Annotated in this window: 12 protein-coding genes; 5 read left to right on the plus strand and 7 right to left on the minus strand. The window is 62.6% G+C overall.

Features of this window, described 5'->3' with window-relative positions; genetic code table 11:
* Positions 1-4: 4 nt before the first annotated feature.
* The gene (locus EIC84_RS13830) at positions 5-250 is read right to left on the minus strand and encodes a type B 50S ribosomal protein L31 (protein WP_003053459.1); all 246 of its coding nucleotides are present in this window, start codon (positions 248-250) and stop codon (positions 5-7) included.
* A 343-nt stretch (positions 251-593) separates the two neighbouring features.
* Here EIC84_RS13830 and EIC84_RS13835 point away from each other — a divergent pair, with 343 nt between their 5' ends.
* From EIC84_RS13835 to EIC84_RS13855, 5 genes are all read left to right on the plus strand, one after another.
* Positions 594-2,297, plus strand: a complete 1,704-nt coding sequence (locus EIC84_RS13835; RefSeq protein WP_003067312.1) for an alpha/beta hydrolase — start codon at positions 594-596, stop codon at positions 2,295-2,297.
* A gap of 87 nt (positions 2,298-2,384) precedes the next feature.
* Positions 2,385-2,858 carry a phasin family protein gene (locus tag EIC84_RS13840; protein ID WP_003067311.1) on the plus strand — a complete coding sequence of 158 codons (474 nt, stop codon included), beginning with the start codon at positions 2,385-2,387 and terminating at the stop codon, positions 2,856-2,858.
* Between the two features lie 182 nt (positions 2,859-3,040).
* Positions 3,041-5,359, plus strand: coding sequence for a DUF3141 domain-containing protein (locus tag EIC84_RS13845; RefSeq protein ID WP_034362600.1), 2,319 nt, complete (start codon positions 3,041-3,043; stop codon positions 5,357-5,359).
* Positions 5,356-6,477, plus strand: a complete 1,122-nt coding sequence (locus EIC84_RS13850; RefSeq protein WP_080554197.1) for a bifunctional enoyl-CoA hydratase/phosphate acetyltransferase — start codon at positions 5,356-5,358, stop codon at positions 6,475-6,477. Before EIC84_RS13845 ends, EIC84_RS13850 begins: the two co-directional genes overlap by 4 nt.
* Before the next feature lie 71 nt (positions 6,478-6,548).
* On the plus strand, positions 6,549-7,745 hold the full coding sequence (locus EIC84_RS13855; protein WP_034362619.1) for an acetate/propionate family kinase: 1,197 nt from the start codon (positions 6,549-6,551) through the stop codon (positions 7,743-7,745).
* A gap of 61 nt (positions 7,746-7,806) precedes the next feature.
* Here the strand turns inward: EIC84_RS13855 and EIC84_RS13860 are convergent, their stop codons facing one another.
* The 6 genes from EIC84_RS13860 to rho form a co-directional block, all read right to left on the minus strand.
* Positions 7,807-8,067, minus strand: a complete 261-nt coding sequence (locus EIC84_RS13860; protein WP_003067306.1) for a hypothetical protein — start codon at positions 8,065-8,067, stop codon at positions 7,807-7,809.
* Positions 8,068-8,155: 88 nt separating this feature from the next.
* Positions 8,156-9,283 carry an ABC transporter permease gene (locus EIC84_RS13865; RefSeq protein ID WP_003067305.1) on the minus strand — a complete coding sequence of 376 codons (1,128 nt, stop codon included), beginning with the start codon at positions 9,281-9,283 and terminating at the stop codon, positions 8,156-8,158.
* A 156-nt stretch (positions 9,284-9,439) separates the two neighbouring features.
* On the minus strand, positions 9,440-12,226 hold the full coding sequence (gene rbbA / locus EIC84_RS13870; RefSeq protein ID WP_034362615.1) for a ribosome-associated ATPase/putative transporter RbbA: 2,787 nt from the start codon (positions 12,224-12,226) through the stop codon (positions 9,440-9,442).
* A gap of 20 nt (positions 12,227-12,246) precedes the next feature.
* Positions 12,247-13,326 (minus strand): HlyD family secretion protein, encoded by a 1,080-nt coding sequence (locus tag EIC84_RS13875; RefSeq protein ID WP_034362613.1) that lies wholly within the window; start codon positions 13,324-13,326, stop codon positions 12,247-12,249.
* Positions 13,327-13,337: 11 nt separating this feature from the next.
* Positions 13,338-14,780: an efflux transporter outer membrane subunit gene (locus EIC84_RS13880; protein ID WP_003067302.1), complete on the minus strand. Its 1,443-nt coding sequence runs from the start codon at positions 14,778-14,780 to the stop codon at positions 13,338-13,340.
* 232 nt (positions 14,781-15,012) lie between these two features.
* Positions 15,013-16,275, minus strand: coding sequence for a transcription termination factor Rho (gene rho, locus EIC84_RS13885; protein WP_003053478.1), 1,263 nt, complete (start codon positions 16,273-16,275; stop codon positions 15,013-15,015).
* Positions 16,276-16,539 lie beyond the last annotated feature (264 nt).

Below are 16,539 nucleotides of genomic sequence, written 5' to 3' on the forward strand. Positions count from 1 at the left end.
AGAATTACTTCTTGCCGAAGCGGTTGCGGAACTTCTCCACGCGGCCACCCATGTTGTCCACCGACTTTTGTGTGCCAGTGTAGAAGGGGTGCGATTCAGAAGTGGTATCCAGCTTGAACAGAGGGTACTCTTTACCTTCGAAGTTTTCGGTTTCCTTGGTGGAAACGCAAGAACGTGTCACGAACTTGAAGCCGTTGGACATGTCAACGAACAGAACTTCGCGGTAATTGGGGTGAATGCCTTCTTTCATGATCTTTCCTTTGGTCAAGTGCGGGAGCCGCACCAGCCTGTCCGGTGTACTTTCCGCATAAAAGCTCTCCATTATTGCACACAATGAGAAAACAGTACCGCATGCGTCAGCAGGTGGTGGTGTGCGTTCAGCTTGCAAACCATGGCCGATAGCTTCGGCGGAAGGCCCGATCCAGGCAAGGCTGCAGAGTTCTTCTAGCTGTAGCAGCCTGGTGTTTGGAGCCGGTTTCGCTTCCGGCTGCGGGAGCTTGATGTGGCTCAACTCCCGGCAGGGCGTGACTATGCAACAACTTCTGCAGCGCATAAGATGTTGCGTTATTGCCATGCAGCAAAAAGGGGCCGCTATGGTTGACCGCGAGGCCGAAGCTCAGTTCAGTTCCAGCCAGCAGCTTGATCAAGCTGTGCGTGCGATGTGGGCGCAGCAGTGGCTGTCGGTTTCCCCCGAGTCCCAATGGCAGGCCTGGATGGATTGGGCCGGCAATCTTGCCATCAGCCCGGGAAAGCGTCTGGATCTGGCAGGGCTGGCGCTGGAGGAATGGGTCAGGCTTTGCTATGGCGGGCCACAGACGCAGGAGGCGGAGCGTCTCTTTCAGGCTCCTGAATGGGGGCAATGGCCGTTCAATGTCATCAGTGCGGGCTTTGCTGCTCAGCAGCGCTGGTGGCAGGCCGCCACCCAAGGTGTTCCGGGTGTTGAAAGACATCACGAGCGTCTGGTCGGGTTCTGGAGCAGGCAGTGGCTGGATATGCTTTCGCCCGCGAATTTTTTTGCCACCAATCCGATAGTTCTGGAACGTACCGTCAAAGAGGGCGGGGCGAATCTGGTGCGTGGCTTCCAGTACCTGATGGAAGATGTGCATGCGCAGCTGGCAAACAAGCCGCCTGCAGGTTGCGAGGGGTATCAGGTGGGGCGCGATGTGGCCGTCACCGCAGGCAAGGTGGTGGTGCGCAACCAACTGATGGAGCTGATCCAGTACGCGCCGACAACCGACAAGGTCCATCCCGAGCCGGTATTGATCATGCCGGCCTGGATCATGAAGTACTACATCCTGGATCTTTCGCCACACAATTCGCTGATCAAGTATCTGGTCGATCAGGGGCATACGGTGTTCTGCGTCTCCTGGAAGAACCCTGATGCCGGCGATCGAGATCTGGGCATGGACGACTATATCGAGCTGGGCTGGCGCGCGGCGCTGGATGTCGTCACGGCCATCGTGCCGGGGCAGAAGGTGCATGCCGCAGGCTATTGTCTGGGCGGAACCTTGCTGGCCATTGCGGCAGCCGCGATGGCGCGCGATGGAGACGAGCGTCTGGCATCGATGACCTTGCTGGCCGCGCAGACCGATTTCACCGAACCCGGCGAGCTGGCGCTGTTCATCGACGAAGCGCAGGTCAGCCTGCTTGAGGCCCAGATGGCCCAGCAAGGCTATCTGCGCGCCGATCAGATGGCGGGCGCATTCCTGATGCTGCGCTCCCATGATCTGCTGTGGTCGCGCATGGTCAATCAATACCTGCTGGGCGAGCGGGCACCGATGAGCGATCTCATGGCCTGGAATGCCGACGCCACGCGCATGCCTGCCAGGATGCACTCGCAATACCTGCGCCGTCTGTTTCTGAATAACGATCTCAGTGAAAGCCGCTATCCGGTCGATGGCAAGCCGGTCTCGCTTCTCAATCTGCAAGTGCCCATCTTCTGCGTGGGAACGCTCACCGATCATGTAGCGCCTTGGCAATCGGTATTCAAGCTGCACCATCACACTGCGGCTGAAGTCACCTTTGTGCTGACGAGTGGCGGCCACAACGCCGGCATTGTCAGCGAGCCCGGCCATCCGCGACGCCGCTATCAGTTGCTCAATCGGGCTGTCGGCGCTCAGGACATTGTCGCCCAGCAGTGGCAGCAAGAGGCCGAGCAGCGCCAGGGCTCCTGGTGGCCGGCATGGGACGAGTGGCTCAAAAACAGATCCAGCACACCGATAGCTCCGCCGCGCATGGGCGGCACGAGCGGCGGGCCCTTGTATGACGCTCCGGGCCAGTACGTGCTCGGGCATTGAGTTTTCAAAAGCCGTTCGGTCACGGTGATATGCCGGACGGTCCGCCAGCCTCTCGATAGGCACCACCATCACCATAGGGAGAACGATATGAGCATTCAAGCGACCCCCCTGAATCTGTTCAAGGCCAATGCCGAGCTGCAACTGCGCATCGCTCAGCTTATGCGTGAAAGTGGCCATCGCTGGCTGGCAGCCGCGCAGCAGACCAGTGCTGCAGGCATCAGTGAAACCACGGCGGAACTGCAAAGCCTGCTGCGTGCCGAAGACTGGCAATCACTGGCCAGCCTGCCCGCCGAGGCTTTCATGCGCAGGCTCGAAGACCGCATGAGCGATGCCAAGAGCGCCAGCGATATCGCGATCAAGAACCAGCAGGCTTTTGCCAGCGGTCTGCAGCAGGCCCTGGAGGCCTGGCAAAAATCTGTGGCCGAGGCCCTGCGTGCAGACGGCGCGTCCAATCTGCCCGCTTTGCCACTGCAGGACATCTTCAAGCAATGGCTGTCGGCCTGGACGCCGGCAACTCAGGACCCCGCTCAGGCCAAGAGCGGCAAAGCGCCGCAGAAGTAGGCAACAGGCTGGCGCAGCTTCAGCTAAAGACGGCGGCGCTGCAGCCTGCGGGCCGGCTGGTCAGCTGGCCCTCCATTGCAAAAATCCGATGTTTTCGGCGTTTTGTGGTGAACCATAAAGCGCTGGGAGCTATTGTTTTTGAATCTTCTTGAGCGAGAAGATTGTGACTTCGGGAGCACGACATGAGCAAACCCAGCGGGGCCGGTCCGTCGACCAACGGGTCTGTTGATCCTTTTGCGTGGTGGAGGGCTGCCGGGGCCTATGCGGTGGACGCCGCTCAACGTGCCGTGCTGTATGCCGACATCGAGCGGCAGGTGGGCGACCAGTACCGGGCCCAGCGTGAGGCCAGGATGCCGAACGTGCTGCATTTCCCCGCGGAACTCGTGATGTCGGGGCTGGACCTCCCAAGACCTGTCAACTATGGCCTGGTGCGCATTCAGGCGTCCGAAGACCGGCCTGCCGACCCCGCCAAGCGTCCATTCGTCGTGATAGATCCGCGTGCCGGGCATGGCCCGGGCATTGGTGGCTTCAAGCCCCACAGCGAGATCGGTGCTGCGCTGGAGGCTGGTCACCCTTGCTACTTCGTCGGTTTTCTGCCTGATCCCGTACCTGGTCAAACGGTGGAAGATGTGATGCGTGCCGAGGCCGCGTTCATGCGTCGCGTGGCCGAGCTTCACCCCGAGAGTGAGGGAAAGCCGGCGGTCATCGGCAACTGCCAGGCGGGCTGGCAGATCCTGATGACGGCCGCTGTCTGGCCCGAGCTGTTCGGGCCCATCATTGTTGCCGGAGCGCCCCTGTCGTACTGGGCCGGTGACAATCCCATGCGTTATTCGGGCGGACTTCTCGGGGGCAGCTGGATGACGGCTCTGGCCAGCGATCTGGGTCACGGCCGCTTCGACGGCGCCCATCTGGTGCAGAACTTCGAGCAGCTCGATCCGGCCAACACGCTCTGGAGCAAGCAGTACAAGGTCTATGCAAATGCCGACACCGAAGCCGAGCGCTATATAGACTTCGAGAAATACTGGGGCGGCTATGTCTTCCTCAACGATGTGGAGATGCAGTACATCGTCGACAAGCTGTTCATAGGCAACAGGCTGTCGACGGCCCAGTTGCTGACATCGGACGGGGTGCGCATCGATCTGCGCAATATCCGCTCGCCCATCCTCGTGTTCTGCTCCTATGGCGACAACATCACGCCGCCGGCCCAGGCTCTGGGCTGGATCACCGATTTGTACGCCAGTGACGACGACGTGCGCGGCCACGACCAGACCATCATCTTCAGCACGCACGACAGCATCGGCCACCTGGGCATCTTTGTTTCGGGCGCCGTCGGCAGCAAGCAGCACCGCAAGTTCGCCAGTGCCATCGAGCAGATCAATCTGCTGCCGGCAGGCATTTATCGCGCCAGCGTTGACGATGCCACGAAGCAGGAGCAAAAGCTGCTCCATGATCCTTATCTGTTGAGCATCCGTGCCAGCGGCATCGATGAAGTGCGCGATATCGTCAAGCCCGATCCCGAGTCCGATCGCCGTTTCGACGCGGCGGCCCGGGTATCCGACATCAACCTGGCTCTGTATCGCAGCATGTGGCAACCCTGGGTGCGTGCGCTGAGCACTTCCCAATCGGCACACTGGTTGCAGACCTTGCATCCCATGCGCCTGCAATTTGAAGCCTGGAGCAGCCAGCACCCGCTGGCTTGCCTGATACGCAGCAGCGCCGAATACATACGCGAACATCGCCAGCCCGTGGATGAGGCCAATCCCTGGTTGCAGATGCAGCAGCGGTGCTCGGCCGCACTGGATCGCGCTCTCGATGATTTCCGCGACCGGCGCGACCATATCTACGCCTTGTGGTTCGACATGCTCTATGGCTCGCCGCTCATGCAGGCGCTGGCTGGACATGCTTATGGCGAGAGCGCGGCAGTGCGCCAGCATCCTGGCTCCACCCCCGAGCATCTGGCGCTGATGGCGGGCAGGCAGCGACAGATCGAGAGCAGTGTGGATCAGGGGGGCGTGCTCGAGGCCACGTTGCGCGGCTTGCTGAGCGTGCTCTCCCGGCGTCCCGCGGTGGACGAGCGCTACTACCACCTGGCTGCGCAATTGCTGGAGCAGCAAGCACCTGGGCGCTGGAGTCTGGCCGAGCTGCGAGCCGCCATCCGCGAGCAGACCCTGGTGATGAGGCAATGCGGCAGCGCCGCCATTGAAGCCATTCCAGGCCTGCTGAAGAACACGCCTGCCGACACCATCCGCAAGGCCGGCGAAGCCATCACCCAGATGGCAGCCATCGATAAGGAGCCCGGCGCAGAGGATGATGCCGTGAGACATGCCTTGCAGCAGGTGCAGGCCTTGTTCGAGCAGGCCGTGCTGGCGCAGCAGCCCCGGATCCAGGAGCCTCTGGAGCTGGCGCCGGCTCCAGTGCAGACTCCTGCAGCTCCCCAGCGGGCTGCGGCTGCTGCGCGACGTAAACCGGCCGCACCACGCGGCAAGAAAGGAGTGCGATGAGTCAACCGAGCCCAGACATGACGCTGCAGCCGTTTGAGGGCATAAACGTCGGCGACAGCCTGCGCGTCACCGTTGCCTCCCGTGACGCGAGCACGCTGACGCTGCTCTGCGCCCACGATGCGCAGCCCCGGCAGCCAGCCTCGCAGCAAGCGGTTTCCATGCCATCAGGCGGCGCGGCACAGCCGCTTGACGTTACCTCGCATCACGGCCTGACCCGGCTGCTGGCGGCTGTCAAGGAACTGCCGCCGGTTCGCGTGGGGGTCGTCCATCCCTGCGATGCCACCAGCCTGTCCGCCGCGCTTGATGCGCATCGGCTGGGGCTGATCGAGCCGGTCCTGATCGCTCCGCGCGCCAGGCTCGAAGCGATTGCGCTGGCGCAGGGTTTCGTGCTGCAGGGCCTGCGCATCGAGGACGTGCCGCACAGTCATGCAGCAGCCGAGCGTGGTGCCAGACTTGCCGCCAGCGGCGAAGTCGAGGCACTGATGAAAGGCAGCCTGCACACCGACGAGCTGATGGCGGCTGTTGTTGCCGGCAGTGCCGGGTTGCGCACCAAGAGGCGTGTCAGCCATTGCTTTGTGTTGCAGACGGCCAGCTACCCACGCCCCTTCATCGTCACCGATGCGGCCATCAATCTGGCCCCCGATCTGTTGCAGAAGGCCGATATCGCGCGCAATGCCATCGAGCTGGCACAGGTTCTGGGTGTGGCAAGGCCCAGGCTCGCCATCCTCGCCGCCGTCGAGACGGTCAACCCCAACATGCCCGCGACACTGGATGCTGCTGCACTGTGCAAGATGGCCGACCGGGGCCAGATCACCGGAGGCGTGCTGGACGGGCCGCTGGCTTTCGACAATGCAGTCTCCATCGAGGCCGCGCGTACCAAGGGCATCGCTTCGCCAGTGGCCGGTCAGGCCGACATCCTGCTGGTGCCCGATCTGGAAAGCGGCAATATGCTGGCCAAGCAGCTCATGTACCTGGGCGGCGCTGCCAGCGCAGGCATCGTGCTTGGCGCCAAGGTGCCCATCGTGCTGACCAGCCGGGCGGACTCGCGCGAATCCCGCATTGCATCCTGTGCGATTGCGCTGCTGCTCGCACATCACTACCGGCAGACGCCGCCCTGAAATACATGGCCGATGGCACCGAACTGGCAAACGCTGCAGTCTCTGTCCCGTCGGCAGACAAAGGCCCTGGCATGAGCAATTCCGTCATCATCGTCCTGAACTGCGGCTCGTCGAGCATCAAGTTCGCCGTATTCGAGGCCGCTCACCCGCTGCCGCGCAAGCCTCTGTGGAACGGCAAGGTGCAGGGGATTGGCGGGCCCGGTCCCGACTTCGGAGAAACCGGCGTCCAGCCCTTTGCCATTGAACTGGACACAGAGCATCCGTATCGCGATGCGCTGCGCATCATCCGCGAGCGCATCACGGCCCGGCTCGAGGACCGGCCCGTGGCGGCGATCGCCCATCGGGTGGTGCATGGCGGCAGCAAGTATTTCGAGTCCACCCGCATCGATGCAGGCGTGCTGCGAGACTTGCGCAGCTATGTGCCGCTGGCACCGCTGCATCAGCCGTTTGCGCTGGAGGCCATCGAGATCCTGTTGCGCGAGCGCCCCGACATCGTGCAGATTGCCTGCTTTGATACCGGCTTTCATCACAGCCTGCCCAAGGTGGAACAGATCCTGCCACTGCCCTACGAATGGTGGCAGCGCGGCGTGCGCCGCTATGGCTTTCACGGACTTTCGTATGCCTATATGGCGACCGCGCTGGCCGAGCGTCATGGCGACAGGGCCAGGGGCCGCACCATCGCCGCCCATCTGGGCAGCGGCGCCAGTCTGTGCGGCATGCAGCAGCTGCAAAGCGTGGCTACCACCATGGGCTTCTCGGCCCTGGACGGATTGATGATGGGCACGCGCACCGGGGCGCTGGACCCGGGAGCCGTGCTCTATCTGATGGAGATCGAAAAGCTGACGCTTCAAGAGGTAGGGCGTCTGCTCTATCACGACTCGGGGCTGCTGGGCGTGTCGGGCATCTCGTCCGAGCCGCGCGTGATCCTGCGCCATGTCCGGGATTCAGGTGAGGCTGGCGAGCGGGCGCGCATCGCGCTGGACCTCTTTGTACGCCGCATCGTGCGCGAGATCGGTTCTCTGGTCGCTGCGCTGGGCGGGCTGGACATGCTGGTGTTCACGGCGGGCATTGGCGAGCACAGCGAGGAGATTCGCGCCCGCGTCTGCGCCGATCTGGCGTGGCTGGGCCTGGGGCTGGATGACCAGGCCAATGCAGCCCATGCACCGGTCATTTCATCTGCAGACAGCCGGGTACTGGTGGGGGTTGAACCCACGAATGAGGAGTGGGTGGCCGCCCGCGATACGGTGCAGCTTCTCGCGGACTCATAGTCTTTTTGACGCCATGCAGGTATTCATGGCGGCCCAGAGCAGAGACTGGGCGGTTGCCGCCTTACCGAATGGCTTCGCTCTCTTGCGCCGGATGCTGCCTGGCCGCATCGATGTTTGCCTGGATGGCGGCGCGTGCCTGAGGGCTGTTCTTCCAGCAGCTGGAGCCGGTGAGGGCCGAGACCTTGGCGACGATGTCCAGGGCGTTGGCCTGACGCAACTGGGCAAACGAGCCGTAGCCCAGGGATTCCAGCCGGCTCAGTACCGTCGGTCCCACGCCCTTGAGGGCAAGCAGGGATTGGCGTTCTTCAGTGGTGAATGGCATGGGCCGAGGCTTTGGGGTTGGAAGGAAAAAACTTTCAGCAGAAACAGGCGATACGCCCGCCATGGTTGCCGTGGCGCCCGGCCACAACTCAGGCCATGCTTGACAAGGTTTTTCTGAACCGCATCAGCGACAGCCAGAACAGCACGGCGCCGATTCCCGCCAGCCACAGAAAGGGCTTCCATACAGTTTCTATGCCGGCGCCGCGATACAGAATCGCCTGACCCAGCTCCACAAAGTGCGTGGTGGGGGCGAACAGCATCACATCCTGCACCAGCTGGGGCATGGATTCGCGGGGTGTCATGCCGCCAGACAGCAATTGCAGCGGCAGCAGCGTCAACACCATCAGCAGGCCGAACTGCGGCATGCTGCGCGCAACAGTGGCCAGAAAGATGCCCATGGCCGTGGTTGCGAACAGGCACAGGGCCGAGCCTGCCATGAACAGCAGCAGACTGCCTTCGATGGGCACCTTGAGCGCGCCGCGCACGACCAGATTGAGCGAGACACCTGCCGCCAGCAGCACCACGGCGCCCATGGACCAGACCTTGGCCAGCATGATCTCGGTAGGCGTCACGGGCATGACCAGCAGATGCTCGATGGTGCCGTGCTCGCGTTCGCGGATCAGCGCCGCGCCCGTGAGGATGATGGAGAGCATGGTGACGTTGTTGATGATCTGCATCAGCCCGCCGAACCAGATCTTGTTCAGTCCGGGATTGAAGCGGGCGCGCAGCTCCAGGTCCACGGGCAGTGCGCTGGCTCCCCGGTGACGCTGCACGAACTCGTTGACTTCGGCCAGCACGATCTGCTGCACATATCCGCTGCCGGAGAACGCCTGGCTCATGCGCGTGGCATCCACGTTCAGCTGCAGCTCGGCCTTTCTGCCGGCCAGCACATCGCGCTGGAAGTTGGGAGGAATGGTCAGCGAGAAGGTGAAGTCACCTGCATCCAGCCCGGGATCCACATGGCTGAAATCCACCATCTGCGGTGGCATGAACTGAGGCGGGTAGAACGCCGAGGTGATGCGTGCGGACAGTGGCGACTGGTCTTCGTCGACGATGGCAATCGGCGCCTTGTGCAGCGTATCGGGCATGGCCGTGGCCGCGGTGTACACCGAGGCCGTGAAGGTGTAGACGATGAGCACCAGCATCACCGGGTCGCGCCACAGGCTCCACAGCTCCTTGACGCCCAGGCGCCAGATATTTTTCAGGCTATGCCACATGGTGTTTCTCCATGACGAAAACGAGGGCTGCTGCTGAAACTGGCGCTGCCCCACCGCCAGGACAGCGAGCAAGGGCCGCCCCGCAGCGAGGCTGTCGTCCCCCTCCCGCGTTAGCGAGAGAGGGGGAGGCTGCGCAGCAGCTCAGGGGGAGCTTCATCATTTTTCCTGCTTGGGCAGGGCCCAGATGGCCACGCCCATGATCACGGGAACGGCGATCAGCAGCGGCAGCAAGGTAGGCGCCAGATCGTGCAGGCCCAGCGCCTTGTTGAAGACGCCGCGGCTGATGGCGAACATATAGGTGGCCGGGTAGATCTCGCCAATCCAGCGACCGGCGCCTTCGAGCGAAGATACGGGATCGGTCAGCCCCGAGAACTGCGTGGCCGGAATCAAGGTGCCCAGCATGGCAAAGAACATGGCGGCAATCTGGCTGCTGGTGACGGCAGAGGCCAGCAGTCCCATGCCCGTGGCAATGACGCTGAAGAGCAGGGCGGCCATGACGAGCAGGGGGAAGCTGCCGGTCATGGGCACGCCGAACACGAATACCGCCATGGCACACATCAGAAAGAAATTCAGCATGGCCAGCACCACATAAGGCAGCTGCTTGCCCAGCAGAAACTCGATGCGGGTCACGGGAGTGACGTACAGATTCACGATGGAGCCCAGTTCCTTTTCCCGCACCACGGCCAGGGCCGTGAGCATGGCGGGCAGCATCATCAGCAGCAGCGGAATCACGGCCGGCACCATGGCGGGCAGGCTTTTCACATCGGGGTTGTAGCGAAAGCGGGTTTCCAGGCTGACCTGGCTGGCTAGCTGAATGCCCAGTCGCTCGCGCGCCTGCTGCACCAGCCACAGCTGGTGCATGGCCTGGACATAGCCTTTGACGGTCTCGCCGCGCTGGGGCATGGCGCCGTCGAACCAGGCGCCCACGGCAACCTTCGAGCCGCGCAGCACGTCACGGCCGAAGCCGGGCGGTATCTCGATGGCCAGCGCCAGCTCGCCGCTCTTCATGCGCCGGTCCAGGTCCGCGTAATCCTGGATGGGAGGCATTTCAATGAAATAGCGCGAGCCTGCGAGATTGTTCACATAGTTCTGGCTGATGGTGCTCTGATCGCGGTCGAGCACGGCAAACTTCAGGTCTTCGACGTCCATGCTGATGCCGAAGCCGATCACCACCATCAGCACCAGCGAGCCCACCAGGGCCAGCGTGGCGCGCACGGGATCACGCTGCAGCTCCAGCGCCTCGCGCCACAGATAGCTCCACAAGCGTTGCAGGCTGAAGCCAGGGCCTTTGTGTGCTTCTGAAACAGGAGCTTGCTGCGCTTTATCTGTATTGGTATCAGATACTTTTGATGCTGGGGATAAGTCTGAGTCAGCGCCAGCAGCTTCCTTTTTGATATCGAGCACGGGCGCTGCCTCGCCCGAGGCCTCCACCAGATAGCCGATGAAGGCCTCCTCCAGTGTGGCCGCACCGCGCTTGGCGGTCAGTGCTGCCGGCCTGTCGCTGTCCAGCACCTTGCCCGCATGCATCATGGACATGCGGTCGCAGCGCTCGGCTTCGTTCATGAAGTGCGTGGAGATGAAGATGGTCACGCGGTCGCGGCGCGAGAGCTCGATCAGCAGGCGCCAGAACTGATCGCGAGCCACGGGGTCCACGCCCGAAGTGGGCTCGTCGAGAATCAGCAGCTCCGGCTTGTGCACCATGGCCACGGCCAGCGACAGGCGCTGGCGCATGCCCAGCGGGATATTGCCGGGCAGCGTCTCGCGTACTTCGGTGAGCCCGAAACGGGTGAGCATTTCCTCGACCCGCGCCGGGATCTCGGCCGGATCCACGTGGAAGAGTTCGGCGTGCAGCACCAGGTTCTGCAGCACGGTCAGCTCGCCGTAGAGCGAGAAGGCCTGCGACATATAGCCCACGCGCCGGCGCGTGGCCACATCATGCGGATCGATCTTCTTGCCAAACAGCCAGGCATCGCCCTCGCTGGCGGGCAGCAGCCCGGTCAGCATCTTCATGGTGGTCGATTTGCCGCAGCCGTTGGAGCCCAGAAAGCCGAAGATCTCGCCGCGCCGGATACGGAAATTCACATGGTCCACGGCCACAAAGTCGCCAAAGCGCATGGTGAGATCGCGTGCCTCGATGGCGATGTCGTCATCGCTGGTCTGCAGTGCAGGGATCACCACGGCGGCATGGCCGCGTTTCTTCTCCTCGGGCAGCAGCGCGATGAACGCGGCTTCCAGCGCCGGCATGCCGGTGCGCGCCAGCAGCTCGGCGGGGGTGCCGGTGGCCAGAATCAGGCCGTCATCCATGGCCGCCAGCCAGTCGAAGCGCTGGGCCTCGTCCATATAGGCAGTGGCCACGATCACGCTCATCTGCGGGCGCTGGCCGCGGATGCGGTTGATCAGATCCCAGAACTGCGCGCGCGCCAGCGGATCCACGCCGGTCGTGGGCTCGTCGAGAATCAGCAGGTCGGGGTCGTGGATGAGGGCGCAGCACAGCGCCAGCTTCTGCTTCATGCCGCCCGAGAGCTTGCCGGCAGGGCGGGAGAGGAATTTCTGCAGTCCGGTGCTCTGGGTCAGATCGTCGATGCGCGCCCGGCGCTCGGCCGCGTCATGACCGAAAAGGCGCCCGAAGAACTGCAGATTCTCTTCCACCGACAGCGTGGGGTAGAGGTTCTTGCCCAGGCCCTGAGGCATGTAGGCAATGCGGGGGCAGACGGCATCACGGTGCTTTTTGCTGCGCATGTCGCCGCCAAGCACCTGTATCTCGCCGCCCTGCAGGGCGCGCGCTCCGGCAATCAAAGACAACAGGCTTGACTTGCCCACGCCGTCAGGGCCGATCAGGCCGACCATGATGCCTGCAGGAATCTCCAGGCTCAGTCCGCGCAGCGCCTGCGTCTTGCCGTAGGCGAGCGTCACATCGCGCAAGGTGGCTACATGCTGGGTCATGGCAAATGGGACCGCAACGTTCACGAGGCCGACGCGTCGCCGGTGCGCAGCTCCAGCTTGGCCGGCCATTCGCGCTCTTTATCGAGCTTGATCCAGGCCACGCCGGGCAGGCCTGTCTTGACTTGAGTCAGGTGCTTTTGCAGCAGATCCGGTGCAATACGTGCCTTGACGCGGAACATCAGCTTCTGTCTTTCGCTGGCCGTCTCCACGGTCTTGGGCGTGAATTGGGCGGTGCTGGCGACAAAGGACACCTGAGCCGGGATCACATATTGCGGAGCCGCATCCAGCACGATGCGCACCTCGGTGCCAAGGGCCACTCGGCCTGCCACGGTCTCGGGCAGGAAGAAGCTGATGTAGACGTCCGAGACATCCACCATGTTCAGCACCTTGCCGCCGGCGCCGATCACCTCGCCGGGCTGGGCCAGCCGGTATTGCACGCGGCCGTCGCGCGGGGCGGTGAGTTCGCTGTCCTTCACATCGGCATCGATGCGCTGGACGGTGGCGGCAGCGGCCGTCACCGCCGATTCCGCACCTATGGTCTGGGCCTTGGCCGCGTCGATCGCTGCCTTGGCTGCCGTGGCCTGGGCCTGGGCGGCCTTGAGCGCGGCCTGGGCGCCGCGGACCCGGGCCCGGTCGTCGTCCAGTTCCTGCTCCGATGAAGCACCTTCGCGGGCCAGTGTCTCGGAGCGTTTGACGCGGCGCAGCGCTGCATCCAGTTCGGCTTCGCGCTGGGCCACAGTGGCCATGGTGGCCGCGTACTGGCTTTCGCGCAGCGCGATTTCGGCGCGTGCCGAAGTCACCGCATGAGAGGCGCGCTCACGACCGGCGATGGCTTCGCGCTGCTGGGCCTGCAGGCTCTCGATCTGCATGCGCGCCAGTGGCTGACCGGCTTTCACGAACTCGCCTTCCTGCACCAGGATTTCTGCGATGCGGCCGGCGTATTTGGTGGCGACGTCGATTTCGGTGGCTTCGATGCGGCCGTTGCCGCTGACCAGGCCTTCGGAGGCCTGTGCGCTGCGCCATTGCTGCCAGCCATAGGCGCCCAGGGCGGCGGCGGCAACGATGAGCGCGGCGATGGTCAATTTCTTGTTCATGGACATGGATTCGCAGGTCAAGGTTGGAGGGCTGCAGGGCTGGGGGGGCTGCTCTGGCCTTGAGCAAAGTAGCCTCCACCCAAAGCGGCATAGAGAGCGACCTGGGTGGACAACAGGGCTTCGCGGCCCTGAACCAGTTGCTGCTCGGCACTGAGCAGGTCGCGTTCGGCATCCAGCACATCGAGATAGGGCGAGGCTCCCTGGTCATAGCGCAGCCGGGCCAGTCGGGCGCGTTCCTTGAGTGCAGCGCGCTGATCGGTCAGAACCACGAGCTGCTGCTCGAGCATGGTGCGGCTGGACAGTGCGTCCAGCACTTCGCGCATTGCTGTCTCTATGGCTTTTTCGTACTGGACAACCGCCATGTTCTGTCGCACGGCCTGCAGATTCAGGTTGGCCTGGCGCTGGCCGCCGTCAAAGATCGGTAGCGAAATCGTGGGAGCAAACTGCCAGGCACGGCTGCCGCTTCTGAACAGGCCGTCGAGCTCCGCACTGGCCGTGCCCCAGCTGCCGGTCAGGGCGATGCGAGGCAAAAACGCAGCGCGCGCGGCAGACACATTGGCCTTGGCTGCCTGCAGGCCGTACTCGGCGGCAATGATGTCGGGGCGCTGTGTCAGCAGATCGGACGGCAGGCCTTCGGGAATCGGTTTCAGGATCACGGCGGTGGAGCTGCTTTGCGGCAAGCGGTCTGCATCCATCCCCGTGAGCTGCTGCAGTGCATTGGCCTGCAGCGCGCGCTGCTGTGCCAACTGAGTGCCTATGGCCTTGGCCTGGTGAACCAGAGTCTGTACCTGCGTGAGCGCATAGCGAGAGGTGGAGCCCACCTCGGTGCGGCGCTTGAAGATGCGCAGCGATTCCTCTCGGCTGGCAATCGTGCGCTGGGTCAGGGCCAGGCGTTCATCCAGACTGCGCAGAGCCAGATAATTCAGTGCGACCTGCTTGACGAGACTGGATTGAACCGCATGCTGCGTGGCATCCAGCGCCAGATAATTGCCTAAAGCAGCCTCGCTGAGACTTTTGACACGGCCCCAGAGATCGAGTTCCCAGCTGTTGAGGCCGACAAAGACTTGCTGATCGCCGGCGACGACGGAGCGGCCGCTGGCGTTGAGGTCGGCGGGAACACGTGCTCTGCCATGACTGCTGCCCAGGCCGATCGTCGGCAGTCGAGCCGCACTCTGTATGTCGTAGGCGGCCTGGGCCTCCTGCACACGCAGCAATGCGAGGCGCTGGTCCTGATTGTGGGCAAGAGCTGCGCGAATCAGCTCCTGCAGGTTTTGGTCAAGGTAGAAGTCTTGCCAGGTAATCGATGCCGTATTTGCTGCCGCAGCGTTCTCTTGTTTTTTTGTCCACTCCTGAGGCCACTTGTCCGGTAGCTTGGCCTGGGCCTGTGGCTGCAGAATCGGCACCGTCGGGCTGCAGGCTGCCAGCGCTGTCAGCAATGTGGCTGCTGCCAGCAGGCGCATCGGTGTGGTGTTGTAGGGTGGTGTGCGATTTGCTGAAGGGGCCATGAATGCAGAACCTGCGACTTGAAAGCTTTTGGCTTCCGGTTATCGCAAGATTTGTATAGATGTATATCCCTAGTATTGAGGGGCGGCTTGCAAGTCAGTTTGAGCCAGGTCAATCAATGGGGTCAAGCGCCAGAAACAACAAAGCCCCGCGAGGCGGGGCTTTGTTGTTTCGATGCACGAAGAGGCCTTAGCCGCCGCGACGCATCATGTCGAAGAACTCCACGTTGTTTTTGGTGGCCTTCATGTTCTTGATCATGAGCTCCATGGACTCGATCTCGTCCATGTTGTACATGAACTGGCGCAGGATACGAGTCTTTTGCAGAATCTCGGGAGCCAGCAGCAGCTCCTCGCGGCGTGTACCGCTCTTGGTGAGTTCGATGGCTGGGAACACGCGCTTTTCGTAGAGGCGACGGTTCAGGTGCAGTTCGCTGTTGCCGGTGCCCTTGAATTCTTCAAAGATCACTTCGTCCATGCGGCTGCCGGTGTCGACCAGTGCCGTGGCGATGATGGTCAGCGAGCCGCCTTCTTCCACATTGCGGGCCGCACCGAAGAAGCGTTTGGGGCGCTGCAGTGCGTTGGAGTCCACACCGCCCGACAGCACCTTGCCCGACGAGGGCACGACGTTGTTGTAGGCGCGGGCCAGGCGGGTGATGGAGTCCAGCAGGATGACCACATCCTTGCCCAGTTCCACCAGGCGCTTGGCGCGCTCGATCACCATTTCGGCCACGTGCACGTGACGGGTAGCTGGCTCGTCGAACGTGGAGGCAATGATTTCGCCCTTCACCGAGCGCTGCATTTCCGTCACTTCTTCAGGGCGCTCGTCCACCAGTAGCACCATCAGATGCACATCGGGATGGTTGGCTGTGATGGCGTGCGCAATGCTCTGCATCATCATGGTCTTGCCGCTCTTGGGCGGTGCCACGATCAGCGCGCGCTGGCCGCGGCCGATGGGGGCGATGATGTCGATGATGCGGCCGGTGATGTTTTCTTCGCCCTTGATATCGCGCTCAAGGCGCATCTGCTCCTTGGGGAACAGAGGGGTAAGATTCTCAAACAGCACCTTGTGCTTGTTTTGCTCGGGTGGGCCGCCGTTGACCTTGTCGAGCTTGGTCAGGGCAAAGTAGCGCTCGCCATCCTTGGGGATGCGCACTTCGCCTTCGATCATGTCGCCGGTGTGCAGATTGAAGCGGCGCACCTGACTGGGCGAGATGTAGATATCGTCGGTGCTGGCGGTGTAGCTGGTATCGGGGCTACGCAGAAAGCCGAAGCCATCGGGCAGGATTTCCAGCACGCCGTCGGCAAAGACCTGTTCACCGGCCTTGGCGCGCTTTTTGATGATGGCGAACATCAGTTCCTGCTTGCGCATGCGACCGACGTTTTCGATCTCAAGCGCTTCGGCCTGCTTCAAGACTTCAGACACGTGCAGTGCCTTGAGTTCATTAAGGTGCATGAAATGACTCCAAGCGTGGAGTGAGAATAACCAGGGGGGGAGGCGTAGAGCCTAACGAGACACTGTGAAAGTGGGCAGGCTTGCCTGAAGAAAAATCCAGCGCGGTCCCATGCGGTGGCCGGCGGTTCATACATTATGACAGGAAAACTGGCGCAGCTTGCAAGCAATTTATCGAGGACTTGTCATCTGCAACCTGTGCCGGGTCTGTAGCAGATGCAAATGGGGGAGGGTAGCGGGTGCCCAGAAGCAAACAGAGCTCCATTG

It is taken from the genome of Comamonas sp. A23 (genome assembly GCF_004522605.1).
Taxonomy (GTDB): domain Bacteria; phylum Pseudomonadota; class Gammaproteobacteria; order Burkholderiales; family Burkholderiaceae_C; genus Comamonas; species Comamonas thiooxydans.